The sequence below is a fragment of the Solirubrobacter soli DSM 22325 genome, from assembly GCF_000423665.1.
Classification (GTDB): Bacteria; Actinomycetota; Thermoleophilia; order Solirubrobacterales; family Solirubrobacteraceae; genus Solirubrobacter; species Solirubrobacter soli.
In genome coordinates this window covers 279,806-295,596 of the sequence record NZ_AUIK01000008.1, presented here as the reverse complement: position 1 = coordinate 295,596, position 15,791 = coordinate 279,806, and the positions used below count along the sequence as shown (strand labels likewise).

Annotated in this window: 14 protein-coding genes; 6 read left to right on the top strand and 8 right to left on the bottom strand. The window is 71.6% G+C overall.

Annotated features, from left to right (window positions below):
- Positions 1-100: 100 nt before the first annotated feature.
- From G569_RS57340 to G569_RS0105565, 3 genes are all read left to right on the top strand, one after another.
- Entirely contained in the window at positions 101-1,906 is a 1,806-nt protein-coding gene (locus G569_RS57340; protein WP_053225908.1) for a methyl-accepting chemotaxis protein, read from the top strand.
- A 188-nt stretch (positions 1,907-2,094) separates the two neighbouring features.
- A complete protein-coding gene (locus tag G569_RS0105570) occupies positions 2,095-2,442 on the top strand; it encodes a response regulator (protein ID WP_028062689.1) in 348 nt (115 codons plus the stop codon).
- Positions 2,443-2,480: 38 nt separating this feature from the next.
- Positions 2,481-3,143, top strand: coding sequence for a response regulator (locus G569_RS0105565; protein ID WP_028062688.1), 663 nt, complete (start codon positions 2,481-2,483; stop codon positions 3,141-3,143).
- Here G569_RS0105565 and G569_RS45840 read toward each other — a convergent pair.
- Complete coding sequence (locus tag G569_RS45840) at positions 3,112-4,815, bottom strand: sensor histidine kinase (protein ID WP_157591839.1); 1,704 nt, start codon at positions 4,813-4,815, stop codon at positions 3,112-3,114. The two genes, G569_RS0105565 and G569_RS45840, sit on opposite strands and share 32 nt — an antisense overlap.
- On the opposite strand from G569_RS45840, the gene G569_RS0105555 reads away from it, so the two are divergent.
- Positions 4,814-5,296, top strand: a complete 483-nt coding sequence (locus tag G569_RS0105555; RefSeq protein WP_028062687.1) for a hypothetical protein — start codon at positions 4,814-4,816, stop codon at positions 5,294-5,296. The genes G569_RS45840 and G569_RS0105555 overlap by 2 nt on opposite strands.
- On the opposite strand, the gene G569_RS0105550 is transcribed toward G569_RS0105555, so the two are convergent.
- From G569_RS0105550 to G569_RS0105535, 4 genes are read right to left on the bottom strand one after another with little or no spacing between them, the layout of a single operon-like run.
- Positions 5,286-6,305, bottom strand: coding sequence for an Ig-like domain-containing protein (locus G569_RS0105550; protein WP_028062686.1), 1,020 nt, complete (start codon positions 6,303-6,305; stop codon positions 5,286-5,288). The two genes, G569_RS0105555 and G569_RS0105550, sit on opposite strands and share 11 nt — an antisense overlap.
- Before the next feature lie 60 nt (positions 6,306-6,365).
- Positions 6,366-7,490 carry an acyl-CoA dehydrogenase family protein gene (locus G569_RS0105545; protein ID WP_028062685.1) on the bottom strand — a complete coding sequence of 375 codons (1,125 nt, stop codon included), beginning with the start codon at positions 7,488-7,490 and terminating at the stop codon, positions 6,366-6,368.
- The gene (locus tag G569_RS0105540; RefSeq protein WP_028062684.1) at positions 7,487-8,293 is read right to left on the bottom strand and encodes an HAD family hydrolase; all 807 of its coding nucleotides are present in this window, start codon (positions 8,291-8,293) and stop codon (positions 7,487-7,489) included. Before G569_RS0105540 ends, G569_RS0105545 begins: the two co-directional genes overlap by 4 nt.
- Positions 8,294-8,299: 6 nt before the next feature.
- Positions 8,300-9,472: an acetyl-CoA C-acetyltransferase gene (locus G569_RS0105535; RefSeq protein WP_028062683.1), complete on the bottom strand. Its 1,173-nt coding sequence runs from the start codon at positions 9,470-9,472 to the stop codon at positions 8,300-8,302.
- Between the two features lie 24 nt (positions 9,473-9,496).
- Here G569_RS0105535 and G569_RS45835 point away from each other — a divergent pair, with 24 nt between their 5' ends.
- Complete coding sequence (locus tag G569_RS45835; protein ID WP_053225906.1) at positions 9,497-10,978, top strand: leucyl aminopeptidase family protein; 1,482 nt, start codon at positions 9,497-9,499, stop codon at positions 10,976-10,978.
- Between the two features lie 46 nt (positions 10,979-11,024).
- On the opposite strand, the gene G569_RS45830 is transcribed toward G569_RS45835, so the two are convergent.
- The 3 genes from G569_RS45830 to G569_RS57335 all read right to left on the bottom strand — a co-directional run bounded on the left by G569_RS45830 (position 11,025) and on the right by G569_RS57335 (position 15,304).
- Complete coding sequence (locus G569_RS45830; protein WP_084284269.1) at positions 11,025-11,594, bottom strand: transposase; 570 nt, start codon at positions 11,592-11,594, stop codon at positions 11,025-11,027.
- A 69-nt stretch (positions 11,595-11,663) separates the two neighbouring features.
- Positions 11,664-13,346: a PAS domain S-box protein gene (locus tag G569_RS45825; protein ID WP_169542076.1), complete on the bottom strand. Its 1,683-nt coding sequence runs from the start codon at positions 13,344-13,346 to the stop codon at positions 11,664-11,666.
- A gap of 53 nt (positions 13,347-13,399) precedes the next feature.
- Positions 13,400-15,304, bottom strand: coding sequence for a PAS domain S-box protein (locus G569_RS57335; RefSeq protein ID WP_157591838.1), 1,905 nt, complete (start codon positions 15,302-15,304; stop codon positions 13,400-13,402).
- Positions 15,305-15,372: 68 nt separating this feature from the next.
- Here G569_RS57335 and icmB point away from each other — a divergent pair, with 68 nt between their 5' ends.
- Positions 15,373-15,768: a coenzyme B12-dependent isobutyryl CoA mutase small subunit gene (icmB, locus tag G569_RS0105510; protein WP_028062681.1), complete on the top strand. Its 396-nt coding sequence runs from the start codon at positions 15,373-15,375 to the stop codon at positions 15,766-15,768.
- Positions 15,769-15,791 lie beyond the last annotated feature (23 nt).

Below are 15,791 nucleotides of genomic sequence, written 5' to 3'. Positions count from 1 at the left end.
CCACCCATGATGGCGGCGTCGCCCTCCGAAGTTGCCGGAAATCCGGGTCAACCTCACACGGCTCAACCTTCGACGCTGTCCGGCCGATGACGCGCTCACCATGCGCACCCCCTCCCTCCGCCTCAGGCTCGGCGCCAAGCTCGGGTTGGCCTTCACCGGTGTTCTCGTCGTGATGCTGGCTTCGTTGGTCGTTGTCTTGCAGAAGTCGTCCGAGGCTTCTCGCGCGTACGAGGGCGCGATCGCGTGGAAGTCGGCGGTCGAGGGCGCGGCTGCGCAGGCTGACGGCACGCGGCAGCAGCAGGCCGCGCAGGCGCTGTACGTCGCCACGGGCGAGGAGCGCTACAAGCGTGAGTGGCAGGCCGGCGTCGACGCGGCCGAGAAGGCCGGCAAGTCCGTCGAGGCGCTGCACGATCCGGTCGTGACCAAGCTTTCGGCGGGCGCGACGTCCGCGGACGAGCACCACGACGCGGCCGTCAACACGAAGCTCTTCCCGGCGATGGCGCGCGGCGACAGCGTTGCGGCACACGCCGCGCTGCTCCTGGCCGACAAGTACGTGCGGGTGCCGCTGGGGGCGCAGGAGAAGATCGGGGCGTACGTCGTCAAGCGGCAGGACGCGGATGTCGCCGCCGCCAAGTCGGCGGCCTCCGCGGCGCGCACGGCCGGCATCCTCGCCGGGCTGCTCGCCACCCTGCTCGCCGCCGGGATCGTCTTCCTGGTCTCACGTGGCATCCGCCGCTCCGCCGCGCAGGTGCTGGACCGCCTGAACACGCTCGAGCGCTCGGACGCGGCTGAGCTGCAGCGGGCCCTGGACGCGGTCGCCGGCGGCGATCTCACGCAGTCCGTCGTCGCCGACACGCCCGCGATCGAGTCGCCGGGCGCCGACGAGATCGGCGACATCGCCCGCGCGACCAACGGCATCCGTTCCCGACTGCACGGCTCCGTGGATTCCTACAACGCGATGCGGGACCGGCTCGCCGGGCTGATCGGCGAGGTCGCGGGGTCGTCGAACTCCGTTGCCGCCGCGTCGCGCCAGATGGCCACGACGTCGCAGGAGGCGGGTGCGGCGGTGGGTGAGATCGCGAACGCGGTGGGTGAGGTCGCGACGGGCGCCGAGCGCCAGGCGCGCAGTGTCGAAGCCGTGCAGCATGTGGCCCTGGAGGCCGCCGAGGTCGCCCGCGAGAGCGTGCTGCGTGCCCGCGAGGCCGCTGCCGCCGCCGATGCCGCCCGCTCGGTCGCCCGCGCGGGTGCGCTGACCGCGCAGGAGGCGTTCGAGGCCATGTCGGGCGTCCAGCACTCCTCGCGCGAGGTGGGTGCGGCGATCCAGGACCTGGCTCTGCGGTCGAGTGAGATCGAGTCGATCGTCGAGACGATCGCGGCGCTGGCGGCACAGACCAATCTGCTCGCTCTGAACGCGGCGATCGAGGCCGCTCGCGCCGGCGAGCAGGGCCGTGGATTCGCCGTCGTCGCCGAAGAGGTCCGCAAGCTCGCCGAAGGCTCCCAGGCCGCCGCGGGCTCGATCGCCGAGCTGATCGGCCAGATCCAGACGGAGACCGCCCGCGTCGTCGACGTCGTCGAAGGCGGCGCCTCCCGCACCGAAGCGGGCGCCCGCACGGTCGCCCAGGCCCGCGACGCCTTCGCGAACATCGAGGAGGCCGTCGTCGACGTCACCACCCGCGTCGAGGACATCGCCACCGCCGTCGAACGCATCTCCGCCGGCACCGGCCGCATCCAGAACGACGTGGGCGAGGTCGCCGCCGTGGCCGAACAGTCCTCCGCCTCCGCCGAACAGGTCACGGCCACGACCGAGGAGACCTCCGCCTCCACCCAAGAGATCGCCGCCTCGGCCCAAGAGCTCGCCGCCACGGCCACCCGCCTCGACACCCTCGTCGGCTCCTTCCGCTTCTAAACCCCACCTTAAGTGCCTGGCACTTAAGGTGGCCTTTATCTAGCGTTTGGCCCCCGGGTTGGCCGTGCGGGGGTCTCGTCCATCCTAAACCCAACCTAAAGGGTCAGGCACTTAAGGTGGGGTTTAGGTTGGGAGACTCCGGGAATCCCCCGCGAAAAGGGGCGGCGTGGTGGCTTATGTTTGGCGGCATGGCCCGCACGGTTCTCGTCGTCGACGATTCGGCCGCGTTTCGCACGACCGCGCGGATGTTGTTGCAGGCGCGGGGCTATGAGGTGGTCGGGGTGGCCGAGGATGTGGCGTCCGGGCTGGCCAAGGCCGCGGAGCTCAAGCCCGATTGCGTGCTGATGGACGTCAACCTGCCCGACGGGGACGGGGTGAGCGCGGCGGCCCGGATCGACGGCGACACCGTCGTGGTGCTCGTCTCGACGCTCGACGAGTCGGCGATCGGGGACGTGCGGGCCAGCGGGGCGCGCGGCTTCGTGCCGAAATCCGAGCTCGCCTCGCCGCGTCTGGTGGAATTGCTCGGACCCCCGTGACCGCCGCCGACCCCAAGGGCAATCGCGACCGCACCCGCATCCGCATCGTCATCGGCGAGGATCAGGCACTCCTGCGCCAGGGGATCGTCCGCCTGCTCGGCGATGCGGGGTTCGAGGTCGTCGCGGAGGCCGGCGACGCGCCCGACCTCCTGCGCAAGGTCGGCGCCCACAAGCCCGACGTCGCGATCGTCGACGTGCAGATGCCGCCGACGAACACGGACGACGGCCTCCGCGCGGCGATGGAGATCCGCGCGCAGCAGCCCGACGTCGGCGTGCTCGTGCTCAGCCAGTTCGCCGAGGAGCGCTACGCGGTCGACCTGATCGGCAACGATGCGGCAGGCGTCGGCTACCTGCTCAAGGACCGCGTCACCGACTTCACGCTCTTCGCCGACGCGGTGGAGCGGGTGGCAGCCGGCGGGTCCGTGCTCGACCCGACCGTCGTCTCCCACATCCTCGGCCGGCGCCGCCGCGACGACCCGCTCGCCGAGCTCACCCCCCGCGAGCGCGAGGTCCTCGAACTGATGGCCGAGGGCCGCTCGAACAAGGGCATCGCCGAAGTGCTCGTCGTCACCCCGCACGCGGTCGAGAAGCACGTGACGAGCATCTTCACCAAGCTCGGCGTCGCGACCGGCGTCGAGGATCACCGCCGCGTCCTCGCCGTACTGCGGTTCATCCGTGGAGGGGAATCCGCGCGCGGATGAGCGTCCCCTCGCCCGCCGGCGAGGAGACCTCGAGCGTTCCGTCGAGCGCACCCACGCGGTCCTGGAGCCCGCGCAGCCCGCTCCCGCCACCCACGTCCGCCCCACCCACGCCGTCGTCGCGCACCGAGACGACCGCGTACCCGTCGACCCGCTCCACGTCCACCGCCGCAAACGAGGCCTGCGCATACTTGGCGACGTTCGTCAGCGCCTCGGCGACGACGAAGTACGCCGCGGTCTCGACCGCGATCGGCAGCCGCTCGGACAGCCGCGAACCCAGCTCGACGGGAACCGGCGCACGGCTCGCCAGCGACTCGAGCGCCGCATCGAGCCCCCGCTGCGACAGGACCGCCGGATGGATGCCGGACGCGAGATCGCGCAACTCCTCCACCGCCGCCTGCGCGTTGCCGAACGCGCTCTCGACCAGCTCGAGCGCCCCCGCCCCGTCCTCCGGCAGCCGTTCACGCGCCAGCTGCAGCTCGATCATCAGCGCCACGAGCCGCTGCTGCGCGCCATCGTGCAGGTCGCGCCCGAGCCGCCGGCGCTCCGCGTCACCCGCCTCGACCAGCCGCGCCCGCGACGCCCGCAGCGCCTCGAGCCGCGCCCGAAGCTCCACCTCCAGCCGCGCGTTCTCCAGCGCGAGCCCGGCCGCCGCGGCAGCCTCCGCGGCCAGTTCGGGCATCGCCGTCCGGTGCAGCAACGCGCCGACCCGCCGCCCTTCGTGCTCGATCTCGGTGAGTCCAGGCGCCGCCGCGGCGTCGACCGGGTGCCCCTGACGGTCCACGTAGCCACGCTCCGGCAGCCAGTACACGACCTGGAGCGAGGGGTCGTGCAGCGCCTCCGCCAACGCGCTCTCCAGGTCCCGGTCACCGGCGCTCAGCTGCTCGATCAGCCGCGCGATCGTCGACGTACGGAAGAACCGCGTCCGGACCAGGCCGAGCAGGAACGCCGCCGGCAGCAGCGTCAGAGCGGAGATGAACACGATCTGCGTCACCCGCCCGACCGTGTGCATCGACTGGGTCACGATCATCGCGAGCCCGAGCACGCAGATCGCGCCGCCCCAGCCGAGCACCGGCTCGAGCCCGTTGCGCTCCGCGGTCGTCGCCGCGCGCCAGCGCCGGACCAGCAGCGTGATCGTGCCGAAGATCGCGATCACGGCGAGCACGATCTGCACCCCGTTCGCGATCGCGTACACGGACTCGTTGTCCGCGATCAGCAGCGGGTTGCTCGGGCAGTCGGGCCCGTCGTCGCATTGGCTGAACAGCACGAGCGGGACCTGCAGCGCGCCCGCGGTGTACCCGATCGCGACGATCCATCGCTCCGCGCGCCCCTCGAGGCGCCCGCTGGGGAACGCCAGCAGCAGGTGGAACAGCACGGAGATGATCGCGGTGTCGCACAGCGCCCCGATCACCCACGGCCACGGCTCGTCGAGCAGTTGCAGGCCGGAGATCGCGAACCCGCACCCGACGATCGCCATCAGCAGACCGGTGCGGTTGTCGGGGCGCCGGAGCCACGCGAACGACCCGACCCCGACGAAGCCCCACGCGAGCGCCACACCGAGGTACGGGATCGCCCGACCGCCACGCGGCAGCCGCGCGATATCGGGCGCCGCCACGAGGATCACCACACCGAGGGCGAAGGTGACGACGCAGAGGGCGGCTACCGTCCAGCGCATGAGCGCCGAGCCTACGGGGCACAAGCGCGGCATGCGGATCGTCATCGCCACCGCCGTCGCGCTGCTTGCGGGCTTCAGCGGCGTCGCCGAGGCCAAGGGCTTCCGCGGGGAGACCTCGCAGAAGCGGATGTCCTCGTTGATCACCGACAAGAGCGGGAAGGTCACGCGCATCCGGATCAGCTACAGCGCGCCCTGCTCGGACCCGCGCTACCGCTTCCCGAACGTGCTCCGCTTCGAGCCGCCGTTCAAGACCGAGTCGCCGGACGAAGTGAGCGAGACCGTGACCTTGCGCGAACGCCTGCGTGGCGGTGGGCGAAGCCGCCAGACGGCGACTGTCACCGCCCGCCGCGTCGTCGACGCGGCGGGCGCTGAGTCATGGAGCGGCACGTTCAAGACCCGCGCGGTGCTGACCAAGGGCGGCAAGCGCCTGGACGTGTGCGAGCTCAAACGCGTGACCTGGACGGCGACACCTACCTCCTGATCGTCACCTGCACGGTCTTCGTCGTCTGATTGCCGGCGCCGTCGAGGACGACCGCCGTCACCGTCAGCTTGACCGCCTTGAGCTTCTTGAACGCCTTGGCGGCCTTCGCGGACAGCTTGACCTTGAGCGTCGACGTGCCGGGCTTGACCGCTGCCTTGAGCGTACCGACGGTGCGCCCCAGCTTGAGCTTGCGCGCCGTCGCCTTGTCGAGCGTCACCGTCAGCGTCGCCGACCCGTTCTCGCTCGTCGTCAGCGTGATCGCGACGGACTGCTTCTTGCTCGCGTTCTTGAGCGTGACCGTCGGGGCGGTCTTGTCGGGCGGCGGCGTCGACGCGGGAACGGCCGGGGGAAGCGGAGCCGGAGTCGGCACCGGCGTGGCCGCCGGCGGTGGGTTGTTGACGGTGACGGTCATCGTGCGCTTGCCGGCGACGCCGCCGAAGTCGTCCTCGGCCCAGAACGGGAACGTGTCGGTGCCGGCGAATCCGGGCGAGGGGAAGTAGGTGACCGTTCCGTCGTCGGCGACGTCGACGGTCCCGTGGGCTCCGTCGTCGACGATCACGACGAACGTGTCGGGATCGTCGACATCGCTGCACGGGAAGTCCGGGATGACGACCGCGTGACCGACCGTCGTCACGACCGAGCCGTCGGTGCACACCGGCGCGCTGTTGACGACGAGCGTGATCGTCGCGGGCTGCGAGGTCTCAGCGTGCGTGTCGGTGGCGGTGTAGCTGAACGAGTCGATGCCGTGGAAGTCGGGGTTCGGGTCGTAATAGGAACCGCCGGGGCCGAGCGTGCCGTGGGCGGGCGGGCTCGACAGCGTCAAGGTGTAGGTATCGCCGTCGGGGTCGGTGCACGGGTTGCCCGCGGCCGCGAGATCGGCTCGGGTGTTGACCGCGGTGTGCACGGTCGCGCTGAGGCAGGTCGGCGGGGCGGCCGCCGCCGGACTGGGCAGGATCAGGACTGTCCCGACGAGGCACAGGCAGGACGCGACGCGGACGCGATGGGCCATGACGGGCTCCTTCCGTAGACGCTACGCCGACCCTACGCCTGCCGCGCGCCGCAACGCAACTCAGTCGGCGCGCATGGCCTCGCCCAGCAGCGCGCGAGCGATCACGAGCTTCTGGATCTCGCTCGTGCCCTCGTAGATCTCGGTCACCTTCGCGTCGCGGTAGTAGCGCTCGGCGGGGAACTCCTTGGTGTAGCCGTAGCCGCCGAGGATCTGGATCGCCTCACCGGTCTGGCGACGGGCGACGGCGCTGGCGAACAGCTTCGCCTGCGCGCCTTCGATGCTGTGCGGGCGGCCGTGCTCCTTCAGGCGGGCGGCGCGCCAGACGAGCGCGCGGGCGGCATCGATCTCGGTGTGCATGTCGGCGAGCTTGTGCTGGATCGCCTGGAAGCGGGCGATCGGGCCGCCGAACGCGTTGCGCTCCTTCGCGTAGCTCGTCGCGAGCTCGAACGCGGCCTGCGCGATGCCGACCGCCTGCGCGGCGATCCCGATCCTACCGCCGTCGAGGGTCCTGAGCGCGACCCGCATGCCGTTGCCCGGCTCACCCAGACGCTCGGCGGGGGTGTCCTCGAACGCGAGGTCGGCGGTGGAGCTCGAGTTGAGCCCCATCTTCTCCTCCTCGCGGGTGACGGCGAAGCCCGCGGCGCCCTTGCGGACCAGGAACGCGGACGGCTTGTCGCCCTCCTTGGCGAAGACGATGAACGTGTCGGCGAACGACCCGTTGGTGATCCACTGCTTGGCGCCGGTGATGCGGTCGTCGGTGACGCGGGTGCGCATCGCGCCCGCGTCGGACCCGCTGCCCGACTCGGTCAGCGCGAACGCCGCGAGCTCCTCCCCGGCGGCGAGCTTCGGGACGAGTGTGGCGATCTGCTCCGCCGAGCCGTGATTGAGGATCGGGAGCGTTCCCGCGCTGGTGTGGACGGCGACGGTCACGCCGACGCCCGCGTCGGCCCGCGACAGCTCTTCGAGGACGAGCATGTAGGCGAGGCAATCCGCGCCGGCGCCGCCGTGCTCCTCCGGCACGCACACGCCCATCAGGCCGAGCTCGCCGAGCTCGGCGAACAGCTCGCGGGGGAAGTGGTGCTCGCGATCCCACTGGGCGGCGAACGGAGCGATCTTCTCGTCCGCGAACCGGCGCGTGAGCTCGCGGATCTCGCGCTGGTCGTCGGTCAGCTCGTAGAGACTCATGGCTTCGCCACCGCTCGTCCCACCGCGACGCCGCCGCCTAACAGGGCCGCCGCTGCCGTGACGCGCAGCTTGCGTCCCAATCGCTCGAACCGCATGATCTCCCACCCCTCCGCGCGTGCCACGCGCGCCAGTTCCTTGTCCGGATTGACGGCGACAGGATGGCCGACGAGCCGCAGCATCGGCAGGTCGGATTCGCTGTCGCTGTACGCGTAACTCGCGGCGAGGTCGATGTCCTCGCGGGCGGCGAGCTCGCGGATCGCCTGCGCCTTGCCCTCGCGGTAGTTGAACGGTCCGCCCTCGCGCCCGGTGTAGACGCCGTCGATGACCTCGGCCACGCTGCCGACCGCGCCGTCGAAGGTGAGGACGATCGCCAGCAGCTCCGCCATCTCCTGTGCGGCCGCGGTGCAGATGAAGATCGGGCGGCCGGCGTCCTGGTGGGCGTAGGCGGTCTCGAGCATGCGCGGGTACAGGCGGGGCAACACGCCGCCCAGGACCGGGCCGGAGAGGCGCTGCAGGTCGCGGACGCGAGCGCCCTCGAGCATCTTGCCGACGCGTTCGCGGATCGCGTCTGTTCCCGCGTCCGTGCTGCCGCGGAGGCGGAAGACGAGGTTCTCGTAGGCGTCGCGGGCGATGTCACGGCGGCTGAGCATCCCCGCCTTGTACGCGGCGCGGCCGAACTGGAAGGACGAACTGCCCGCGATCAGCGTGCGGTCGAGGTCGAAGAAGGCGGCGCCGTGCTCGCCCTCTCGCTTGATCGCCCCGCCGCCCGGAGGCGGCGGGAGGATGTGCGGGCGCTCGGTCAAGGGCTCCTAGACGTGGACGATGACCGCGTCGCCCTGACCGCCGCCGGAGCAGATCGCGACGCAGCCGTAGCCGCCGCCGCGCCGGCGCAGTTCGAGCACGAGCGAGCCGATGATGCGCGCGCCGGACGCGCCGATCGGGTGGCCGAGCGCGACCGCGCCGCCGTTGACGTTGACGCGCTCCTCGTCGATGCCGAGCATGCGGGTCGAGTTCAGCGCGACCGAGCTGAAGGCCTCGTTGATCTCCCACAGGTCGATGTCACCCGGCTGCAGGCCCGCTTTGTCGAGCGCCTTCTTGGCCGCGTTGGCGGGCGTGCGGGCGAGCCACGCGAACTCGTCGGCGACCGCCGCCTGGGCGACGATCGTGGCGAGGGCCTCCTTGCCGTTGCGCTCCGCCCACTCCTCGCTGGCGAGGACGAGCGCGCCGGCGCCGTCGTTGACGCCGGGGGAGTTGCCCGCGGTGTGCGTCCCGCCCTTGACCAAGCCGGGGAGCTTGGCGAGGGACTCGAGGGTGCTGTCGCGGCGGGGCGCCTCGTCGACCTCGACGATCGTGTCGCCCTTGCGTCCTTTGACGGTGACGCTGACGATCTCGTCCGCGAGGCGGCCCTCGTCCGTCGCAGCGACCGCGCGCTCGTGGCTGCGCAGCGCCCATTTGTCCAGGTCCGCTCGGGTCATCTCGAGCTCGTTGCCGATCTCGTCCGCCTCTTCGAACATCTGCTTGCCGGTGAAGGCGTTGCGCAGGCCGTCCTCGATCATCGCGTCGAGCGCCTTGACGTCGCCCATGCGGAAGCCCTGGCGGGCGCCGGGGAGCAGGTACGGCGCCTGTGACATCGACTCCATCCCGCCGCCGACGGCGATCTCGACGTCACCCGCGCGCACGGCCTGGTCGAGCATCCCGACGGCGCGGACGCTCGACGCGCAGACCTTGTTGATCGTCTCCGAAGTGACCTCGATCGGGATGCCCGCGTTGATCTGGGCCTGACGGCTCGGGATCTGGCCCTGGCCGGCCTGCAGCACCGTGCCCATGACGACGTGCTGGACCTGGGCGGGATCGACGTCGGCGCGGTTGAGCGCCTCGCGGATCGCTACACCGCCCAGGTGCGTGGCCGGGAGCGTCGACAGGCCCCCGCCCAGCTTGCCGATCGGCGTGCGGGCGCTGCTCAGGATCACGGTTCGAGGCATGCAAGCGAGTCTATTGTGCGGCGGATGGACGTCATTGCCACTACGGACGCTCCGCTTTCGACGAGCGCCGACACGATCGTCGTCGGGGTCTTCGAGGACGAGGGCATCGCGCATGACCACGAGGGCGTGCTGCAGGCGCTCGTCGACTCGGGGGAGGCTCGGCGCGGGTTGCGCAAGCTCGCGGTGACGCACGGCGGCGGGCGGCGGTTCATCGTCGCGGGGCTGGGTGCGCGGTCGGACTTCGATCCCGAGCGGGCGCGGGTGGCCGCGGCGGGCGTGTTGAGGCGGGCGGGCGAGGTCGGCACCCGGGTCCTGTGCTGGGAGGTGCCGCATCACGTCTCCGACGCCGTTGTGGGCGGGCTCGTCGAAGGGACGCTGCTCGCGGCGTACACGTTCCGTGAGTACAAGAGCGGCGGGTCCGACGACGGCGATGACGGTGACGGCGACGGCGACGGCGGCCGCTCGTCGGGCGGCATCGGTTCGCTGATCCTGTCCGCGCACCATGACGTGGGCGCGGCGGCCGCGTACGCGGCGTCGTTGGCCGAGGCGACCAACTTCGCGCGGGATCTGCAGAACCGGCCGGCGAACGACCTCACGCCGGAGGCATTGGCGGCGCGGGCGGGGGAACTGTCGGGTGTGAGCGTGGACGTGATGGACCGCGCGGCGATCGAGGCGGCGGGGATGGGCGCGTTCGCGTGTGTGGCGCGCGGGTCGCACGCCGAGCCGCGGCTCATCACCGTCCGCTACGACCCGCCGGACGTGGCGGGGCCGCTGCTGGGCTTCGTGGGCAAGGCGGTGACGTTCGACTCGGGCGGGATCTCGATCAAGCCGGCGGCGAAGATGCACGAGATGAAGTTCGACATGTCGGGCGGGGCGGCGGTCCTGGAGGCCGTCGGCGCGATCGCCCGGCTCGGCCTGCCCGTGCGCGTGGCGGGCGTGATCGGGGCGACCGAGAACCTCCCGTCCGGCCACTCGGTCAAGCCGGGCGACATCGTGCGCTCCAAGGCGGGTGTGACGATCGAGGTCAACAACACCGACGCCGAGGGCCGACTCGTCCTTGCCGACTGCATCGCCCACGCGATCGACCTCGGCGCCGAGCGCCTCATCGACCTCGCGACCCTGACCGGCGCGATCGTCGTCGCCCTCGGCTCGCCCTACGCGGGCCTGTTCGCCAACGACGACGCCTGGGCGGGCGAGATCACCCGCGCGGGCGAGCGCACCGGCGAACTCGTCTGGCGAATGCCGCTCCACGAGCACTACGTGAAGCTGATCGAGGGCCGCTACGCCGACATCGTCAACTCCCCGACCGACCGCGGCGGCGGCGCCTCGTCGGCAGCCGAGTTCCTGCACCGCTTCGCGGGAGACGTCCCCTGGGCCCACGTCGACATCGCGGGCGGCGCGTACGACAACGGCAAGCCCTACACGTCCAAGGGAGGCGCAGGCTGGGGCGTCCGCATGCTCGTCGAACTCGCCAAGGGCGAACCCGCGGCCCCCGACCTCCACTGACGCCTTCTTAAACCCCACCTAAGGTGCCTGACCCTTTAGGTGGGGTTTAAGGAAGCGCGGTCGCAGAAGCGACGTACTCCAGGTAGCGCTCGCGCGGGTCGCCGCCGAACGAGTCGAAGAACGAGAACAGCCGATTCGTCGCGAGCCAGGCCGGCGCGCGACCGGCCACGATTTGAGCGTGGCTCGACCAGGGCCAGGCCTCGGGTGCGCGGCAGAGACCGGCCTCGACGGGGTTCTGGGCGATGTAGTTCGCGGTCGCCCAGAACTGCATGTCGCTGTGGATCAGCTTCGACTTGAACCGAGCGCCGTACACGTGCCCAGAACCCGCGTGGCGGAGGTTGAACTTACGCGCGTAGGGGCCGTGCAGGCGCTGCATGCCTTGTCCTAGGTTCGGCTTTGGCGTCTCGATTAGCAAGTGCATGTGGTTGCCCATCAGGCAGTACGCCAGCACGTTCCAGGACGTGAACCTGACGACCTTTGCCAGGCTGGCGAGATAGAGCTGCCGATCTTCGTCGGTGACGAAGATGGTCGCCTTCTTGGCCCCTCGCGAATACACGTGATGGATGCCGCCGGCGACCTCGGGACGTGGTGGTCTTGGCACGCCTGAGGTAGGCACCGAGCGACGTCTTCTCGCCCCTCACCGAACCTAAACCCTGTCTAAAGGGTCAGGCACCTTAGGTGGGCGTTAAGTGGTGGGGAGGGTGGCGCGGAGGGTGGTGCCGGCGCCGAGGGGGGAGTCGATGGAGAGGCGGCCGTTGAGGGCCTCGACTCGGTCGGAGAGGCCTCGGAGGCCGGAGCCTTTGTCTGGGTGGGCGCCTCCGATGCCGTCGTCGGAGACGGTGATGACCGCGAGGGCCGGTTCGGCGCGTTCGACGGAGACGTGGACGAGGGAGGCCTTGGCGTACTTGGCGATGTTGGTGAGGGCTTCGCTGACGACGTAGTAGGCGGCGGCTTCGACCGGGCCGGGGAGGCGGTCCGAGCCCAAGGTGACCGACAGCTCGACGGGGACCGGGGCGCGATCGGCCAGGGCGCGGACCGCCGGCTCGAGGCCCCGCTCGGTGAGGACCGCCGGGTGGATGCCGCGGGCGAGCTCGCGCAGCTCCTGCAACGCCTGGGAGAGCTCCTCGCCCGCCCGCGAGAGCTCGGCATCGTCCGGGTGGCGGCGCGCGGCGAGCCGCAGTATCAGCGCCAATGACACCAGTCGCTGCTGCGCGCCGTCGTGGAGGTTGCGTTCCAGGCGGCGCCGCTCCGCGTCACCCGCCGCGACGATGCGCGCCCGCGACGCCGCCAGCTCCTCCCGCGCCTGCGCGTTCGCCAGCGCCTGCGCCGCCAGCTCCGCGAAGTACGAGATCCGCTGCTCGGCGTCCTCCGGGAACGGCTCCGGGTCCATCGAGGACACGACGACCGCCCCCCACAGCGCCCCGCCGAGGAAGACCGGCGCCGCGACGACCGCCCGCACCCCCCACGCCCGCAGCTGCTCCGCCAGCGACCCCGCCGCACCCTCGTAGGAGTCCATCCGCGCCGCCCGCCCCGTCCGCCACACCCGCGTCACCGCCGTGTCGCCGTCGAGCAGCATCCGCGTCCCCGGCGGCAGCACGTGCTCGGGCGAGAGCCCCCACCCGCCGATGATCGACCCACCCTGCCCGTCCGGGTCGAACCGGAACATGTGCGCGGTCCGCGCGTCCAAGAGCCGGCCGACCTCCTCCGACACGAGCGCGAAGAGCTGCGAGGGGTCGTGCTCGGCCGCCACCGCCGTCGCCACACGCCGCAGCGCCGCCTGCTCGTCCGCCAGGCGGTGCAGCGACGCCTCGGCCACGTACCGGGCCGTCAAGTCCCGCAGGTAGCCGTAGAAGACCGGCGCCCCCGGGATCTCCGGCCGCGTGACGACCAGTTCGACCGGGAACTCGGACCCGTCGGCCCGCATCGCGGTGACCTCCACCCGCCGCCCCACGACGGGCCCGCGTCCCGTCCGCAGATACCGCGCCAGACCGTGCAGATGCGCCTCACGCAACGTCGCCGGGATGATCGTCTCCGCCACCGACCGTCCGACCATCTCCGACGCTCGATAGCCGAACAGCCGCTCCGCCGCGCGGTTCACCGACAGGACCACGCCGTCCTCGTTCATCGTCACCACCGAGTCGAACGCGACGTCGAGCATCGCCCGCCGCCGCGCCGCCGACTCTTGCAGCGCCCGCGACATCGCGATCTGTGAAGCGGCGCTCTCGGCCGCGGCCACCAACAACTCGGTGGGCGGGCCGGTCTCGACCCGCAGCACACCCACACCGGGGACCGGCAGCGTGAGCGTGCCACCGTGCCAGCCGAGCGACCCTTCCACGCCGTGATCGAGCGTGCCTGGAAGCGCGTCCAAGGGATCGACGGAGGCGAGCGCCACAGTGACGCTCCGGAGCAACTCGGCAGCGGTCAACGAACCGGGATCTCTGCCCGCACGGTCGTCCCCGCGCCGAGCGGGCTGTCGAGCTCGAAGCGCCCGCCTAGCGCCTCGACCCGGTCGGCGAGGCCACGCAGCCCAGACCCGCCGCCACCCGCCGCCGCCCCACCCACGCCGTCGTCGCGCACCTCGATCAGCGCCGTCCCGTTCGAGCGCTCCACACCCACGGACACCACGGACGCGCTCGCGTACTTGGCGACGTTGGTCAGCGCCTCCGCCACCACGTAGTACGCCGCCGCCTCGACCGGCCCCGGCAGCCGCGACGCCAAGGAGATCGACACCTCGACCGGCAACGGCGCCCGCGCCGCCAGCGACTCGACCGCCGGCTCGAGTCCGCGCTCCGTCAGCACCGCGGGATGGATGCCGCGCGCGAGCTCCCGCAGCTCCTCCAACGCCAACGTGAGCTCCTCACTCGCCTGCTCCAAAGTGACATCGTCCGGATGCCGCCGCGCCGCCATCCGCAGTGTCAAAGCCAATGAGACCAGCCGCTGCTGCGCCCCGTCGTGCAGGTTGCGCTCCAGTCGCCGGCGCGCGTCGTCGCCCGCCGCCACGATCCGCGCCCGCGACGCCGCCAGCGCCGCCCGCGACTCCGCGTTGGCCAGCGCCTGCGCCGCCAGCTCCGCGAAGTCCGCGATCCGCTGCTCCGCACCCACCGGCGGCGGGTCCGGGTCGACGGAGGAGACGATCACGCATCCCCACAGCCGCCCGTCGAGGAAGATCGGGCCCGCCACGGCCGACTTGAACCCGAGCTCCCGCAACCGCGAAGCCAGCGAACCGTCCAGCGACGCATAGCTCTCCACCCGCGCCGGCAGGCCCGTCCGGTACACACGCGCGGAGACCGTGTCGCCGTCCATCGCGACCGTGTCGCCGATCGGGATGTTCGTGATCGGCGCCTGGCTCCACCCGCCCATCACGGTCGCCGTCGCGTCCGCGTTGAACCGCACCATGTTCGAGCTCTGCGCGCCGAGCAGCCGCGCGACCTCCTCGGTCACCACGCTGAACACGCGCCGCGGGTCGGTCGACGCCGCGACCGCCGTCGCCACCCGCCGCAGCGCCGCCTGCTCGGCCATCAGGCGCTTCTGCTCGCGCTCGCGCGCCTTCGCGTCGGTCATGTCGCGCAGGTAGCCGCAGAACAGCGGCGGCCCGGGGAGGTCGGCGCGGGTGACGACGATCTCGGCCGGGAACTCGCTGCCGTCCGCGCGCATCCCGGGCAGCGCGAGTGGATGCCCGCCGCTGACCGACGTGTATCCCGGCACGGTCAGGTATCGAGCGACGCCGCGCCGGTGCGCCTCACGCAGCGCCGGCGGCACGATCAGCTCCGCCACCTCCCGCCCGACCATCTCCTCGGCGCGGTAGCCGAAGACCCGCTCGGTCGCGCGGTTGACCTCGACCACGTTGCCCTCGTGGTCCATCGTGATGATGCAGTCGAACGCGGCGTTGAGGATCGCGGTCTTGCGCGCCTCGGACGCCTGCACGGCGGCTTGCGCCCGGCAGCGCAGCACGAATTGCGAGATCTGACCGCCGAGGCTCTCCATCGACGCCAGCAGCGAGGAATCGGGCTCGAACGGCGCGGCGGTGGCGAACGCCATCACCCCGACGCCACGAAGAGGGAACGCGAACGCGCCCCGCTCGGCCACCGGCGCGTCCGCGACCAGCGCCGCGCCCACGGCGGCGCCCGCCGGCCAGGTCTGGACGCAGTGCAGATCCCCACCGTCCCCCGGAACCCACAGCGCGCCCGCGCAATCGAGCGACTCCCCGATCGCCGCCAGCAGCCCGGGGTAGGCGTCGTCCTCTCCACCGGCGCACGCGAGCACGCGCGCGACCGCGTGCTCGGTGCGGAGCAGGTCAGAAGCGTCTGGATGAGGGTGGGATCGCACGGCGAGTCGGAAGCTTCTCACGAGGCGGCGCGCCCATTAAGGAGGAAGTCCTCGTATTATCCGGAGGCATGGCCAGGAAAATCCGCGTCGTTGTGGCCAAGCCCGGCCTCGACGGGCATGACCGCGGGGCGAAGATCATCGCCCGCGCCCTTCGCGACGCCGGCATGGAGGTCATTTACACCGGCCTGCATCAGACGCCGGAGCAGATCGTGGAGACCGTGTTGCAGGAGGACGCCGACGCGGTCGGGCTGTCGATCCTCTCCGGCGCCCACATGACGCTCGTCCCGCGCGTGATCGAGTTGCTGCGCGAGCAGGACGCCGGCGACGTCGTCGTCACCGTCGGGGGGACGATCCCCAACCAGGACATCCCGGAGCTCAAGGAGCTCGGCGTGGCCGAGGTCTTCACCCCGGGCGCGCCGACGCAGGCGATCATCGACTTCATCGAGGGCGCCGTCACGCCTTGAACTGTACCGTCCAGACGGTACAG

Coding starts and splice junctions, on each gene's coding strand:
- G569_RS0105535 (WP_028062683.1), bottom strand. CDS start 9,472: ATGCCTCGAACCGTGATCCTGAGCAGCGCCCGCACGCCGATCGGCAAG.
- G569_RS57340 (WP_053225908.1), top strand. CDS start 101: ATGCGCACCCCCTCCCTCCGCCTCAGGCTCGGCGCCAAGCTCGGGTTG.
- G569_RS45835 (WP_053225906.1), top strand. CDS start 9,497: ATGGACGTCATTGCCACTACGGACGCTCCGCTTTCGACGAGCGCCGAC.
- icmB (WP_028062681.1), top strand. CDS start 15,373: ATGGCCAGGAAAATCCGCGTCGTTGTGGCCAAGCCCGGCCTCGACGGG.
- G569_RS45840 (WP_157591839.1), bottom strand. CDS start 4,815: ATGCGCTGGACGGTAGCCGCCCTCTGCGTCGTCACCTTCGCCCTCGGT.
- G569_RS0105545 (WP_028062685.1), bottom strand. CDS start 7,490: ATGAGTCTCTACGAGCTGACCGACGACCAGCGCGAGATCCGCGAGCTC.
- G569_RS0105570 (WP_028062689.1), top strand. CDS start 2,095: ATGGCCCGCACGGTTCTCGTCGTCGACGATTCGGCCGCGTTTCGCACG.
- G569_RS0105550 (WP_028062686.1), bottom strand. CDS start 6,305: ATGGCCCATCGCGTCCGCGTCGCGTCCTGCCTGTGCCTCGTCGGGACA.
- G569_RS0105555 (WP_028062687.1), top strand. CDS start 4,814: ATGAGCGCCGAGCCTACGGGGCACAAGCGCGGCATGCGGATCGTCATC.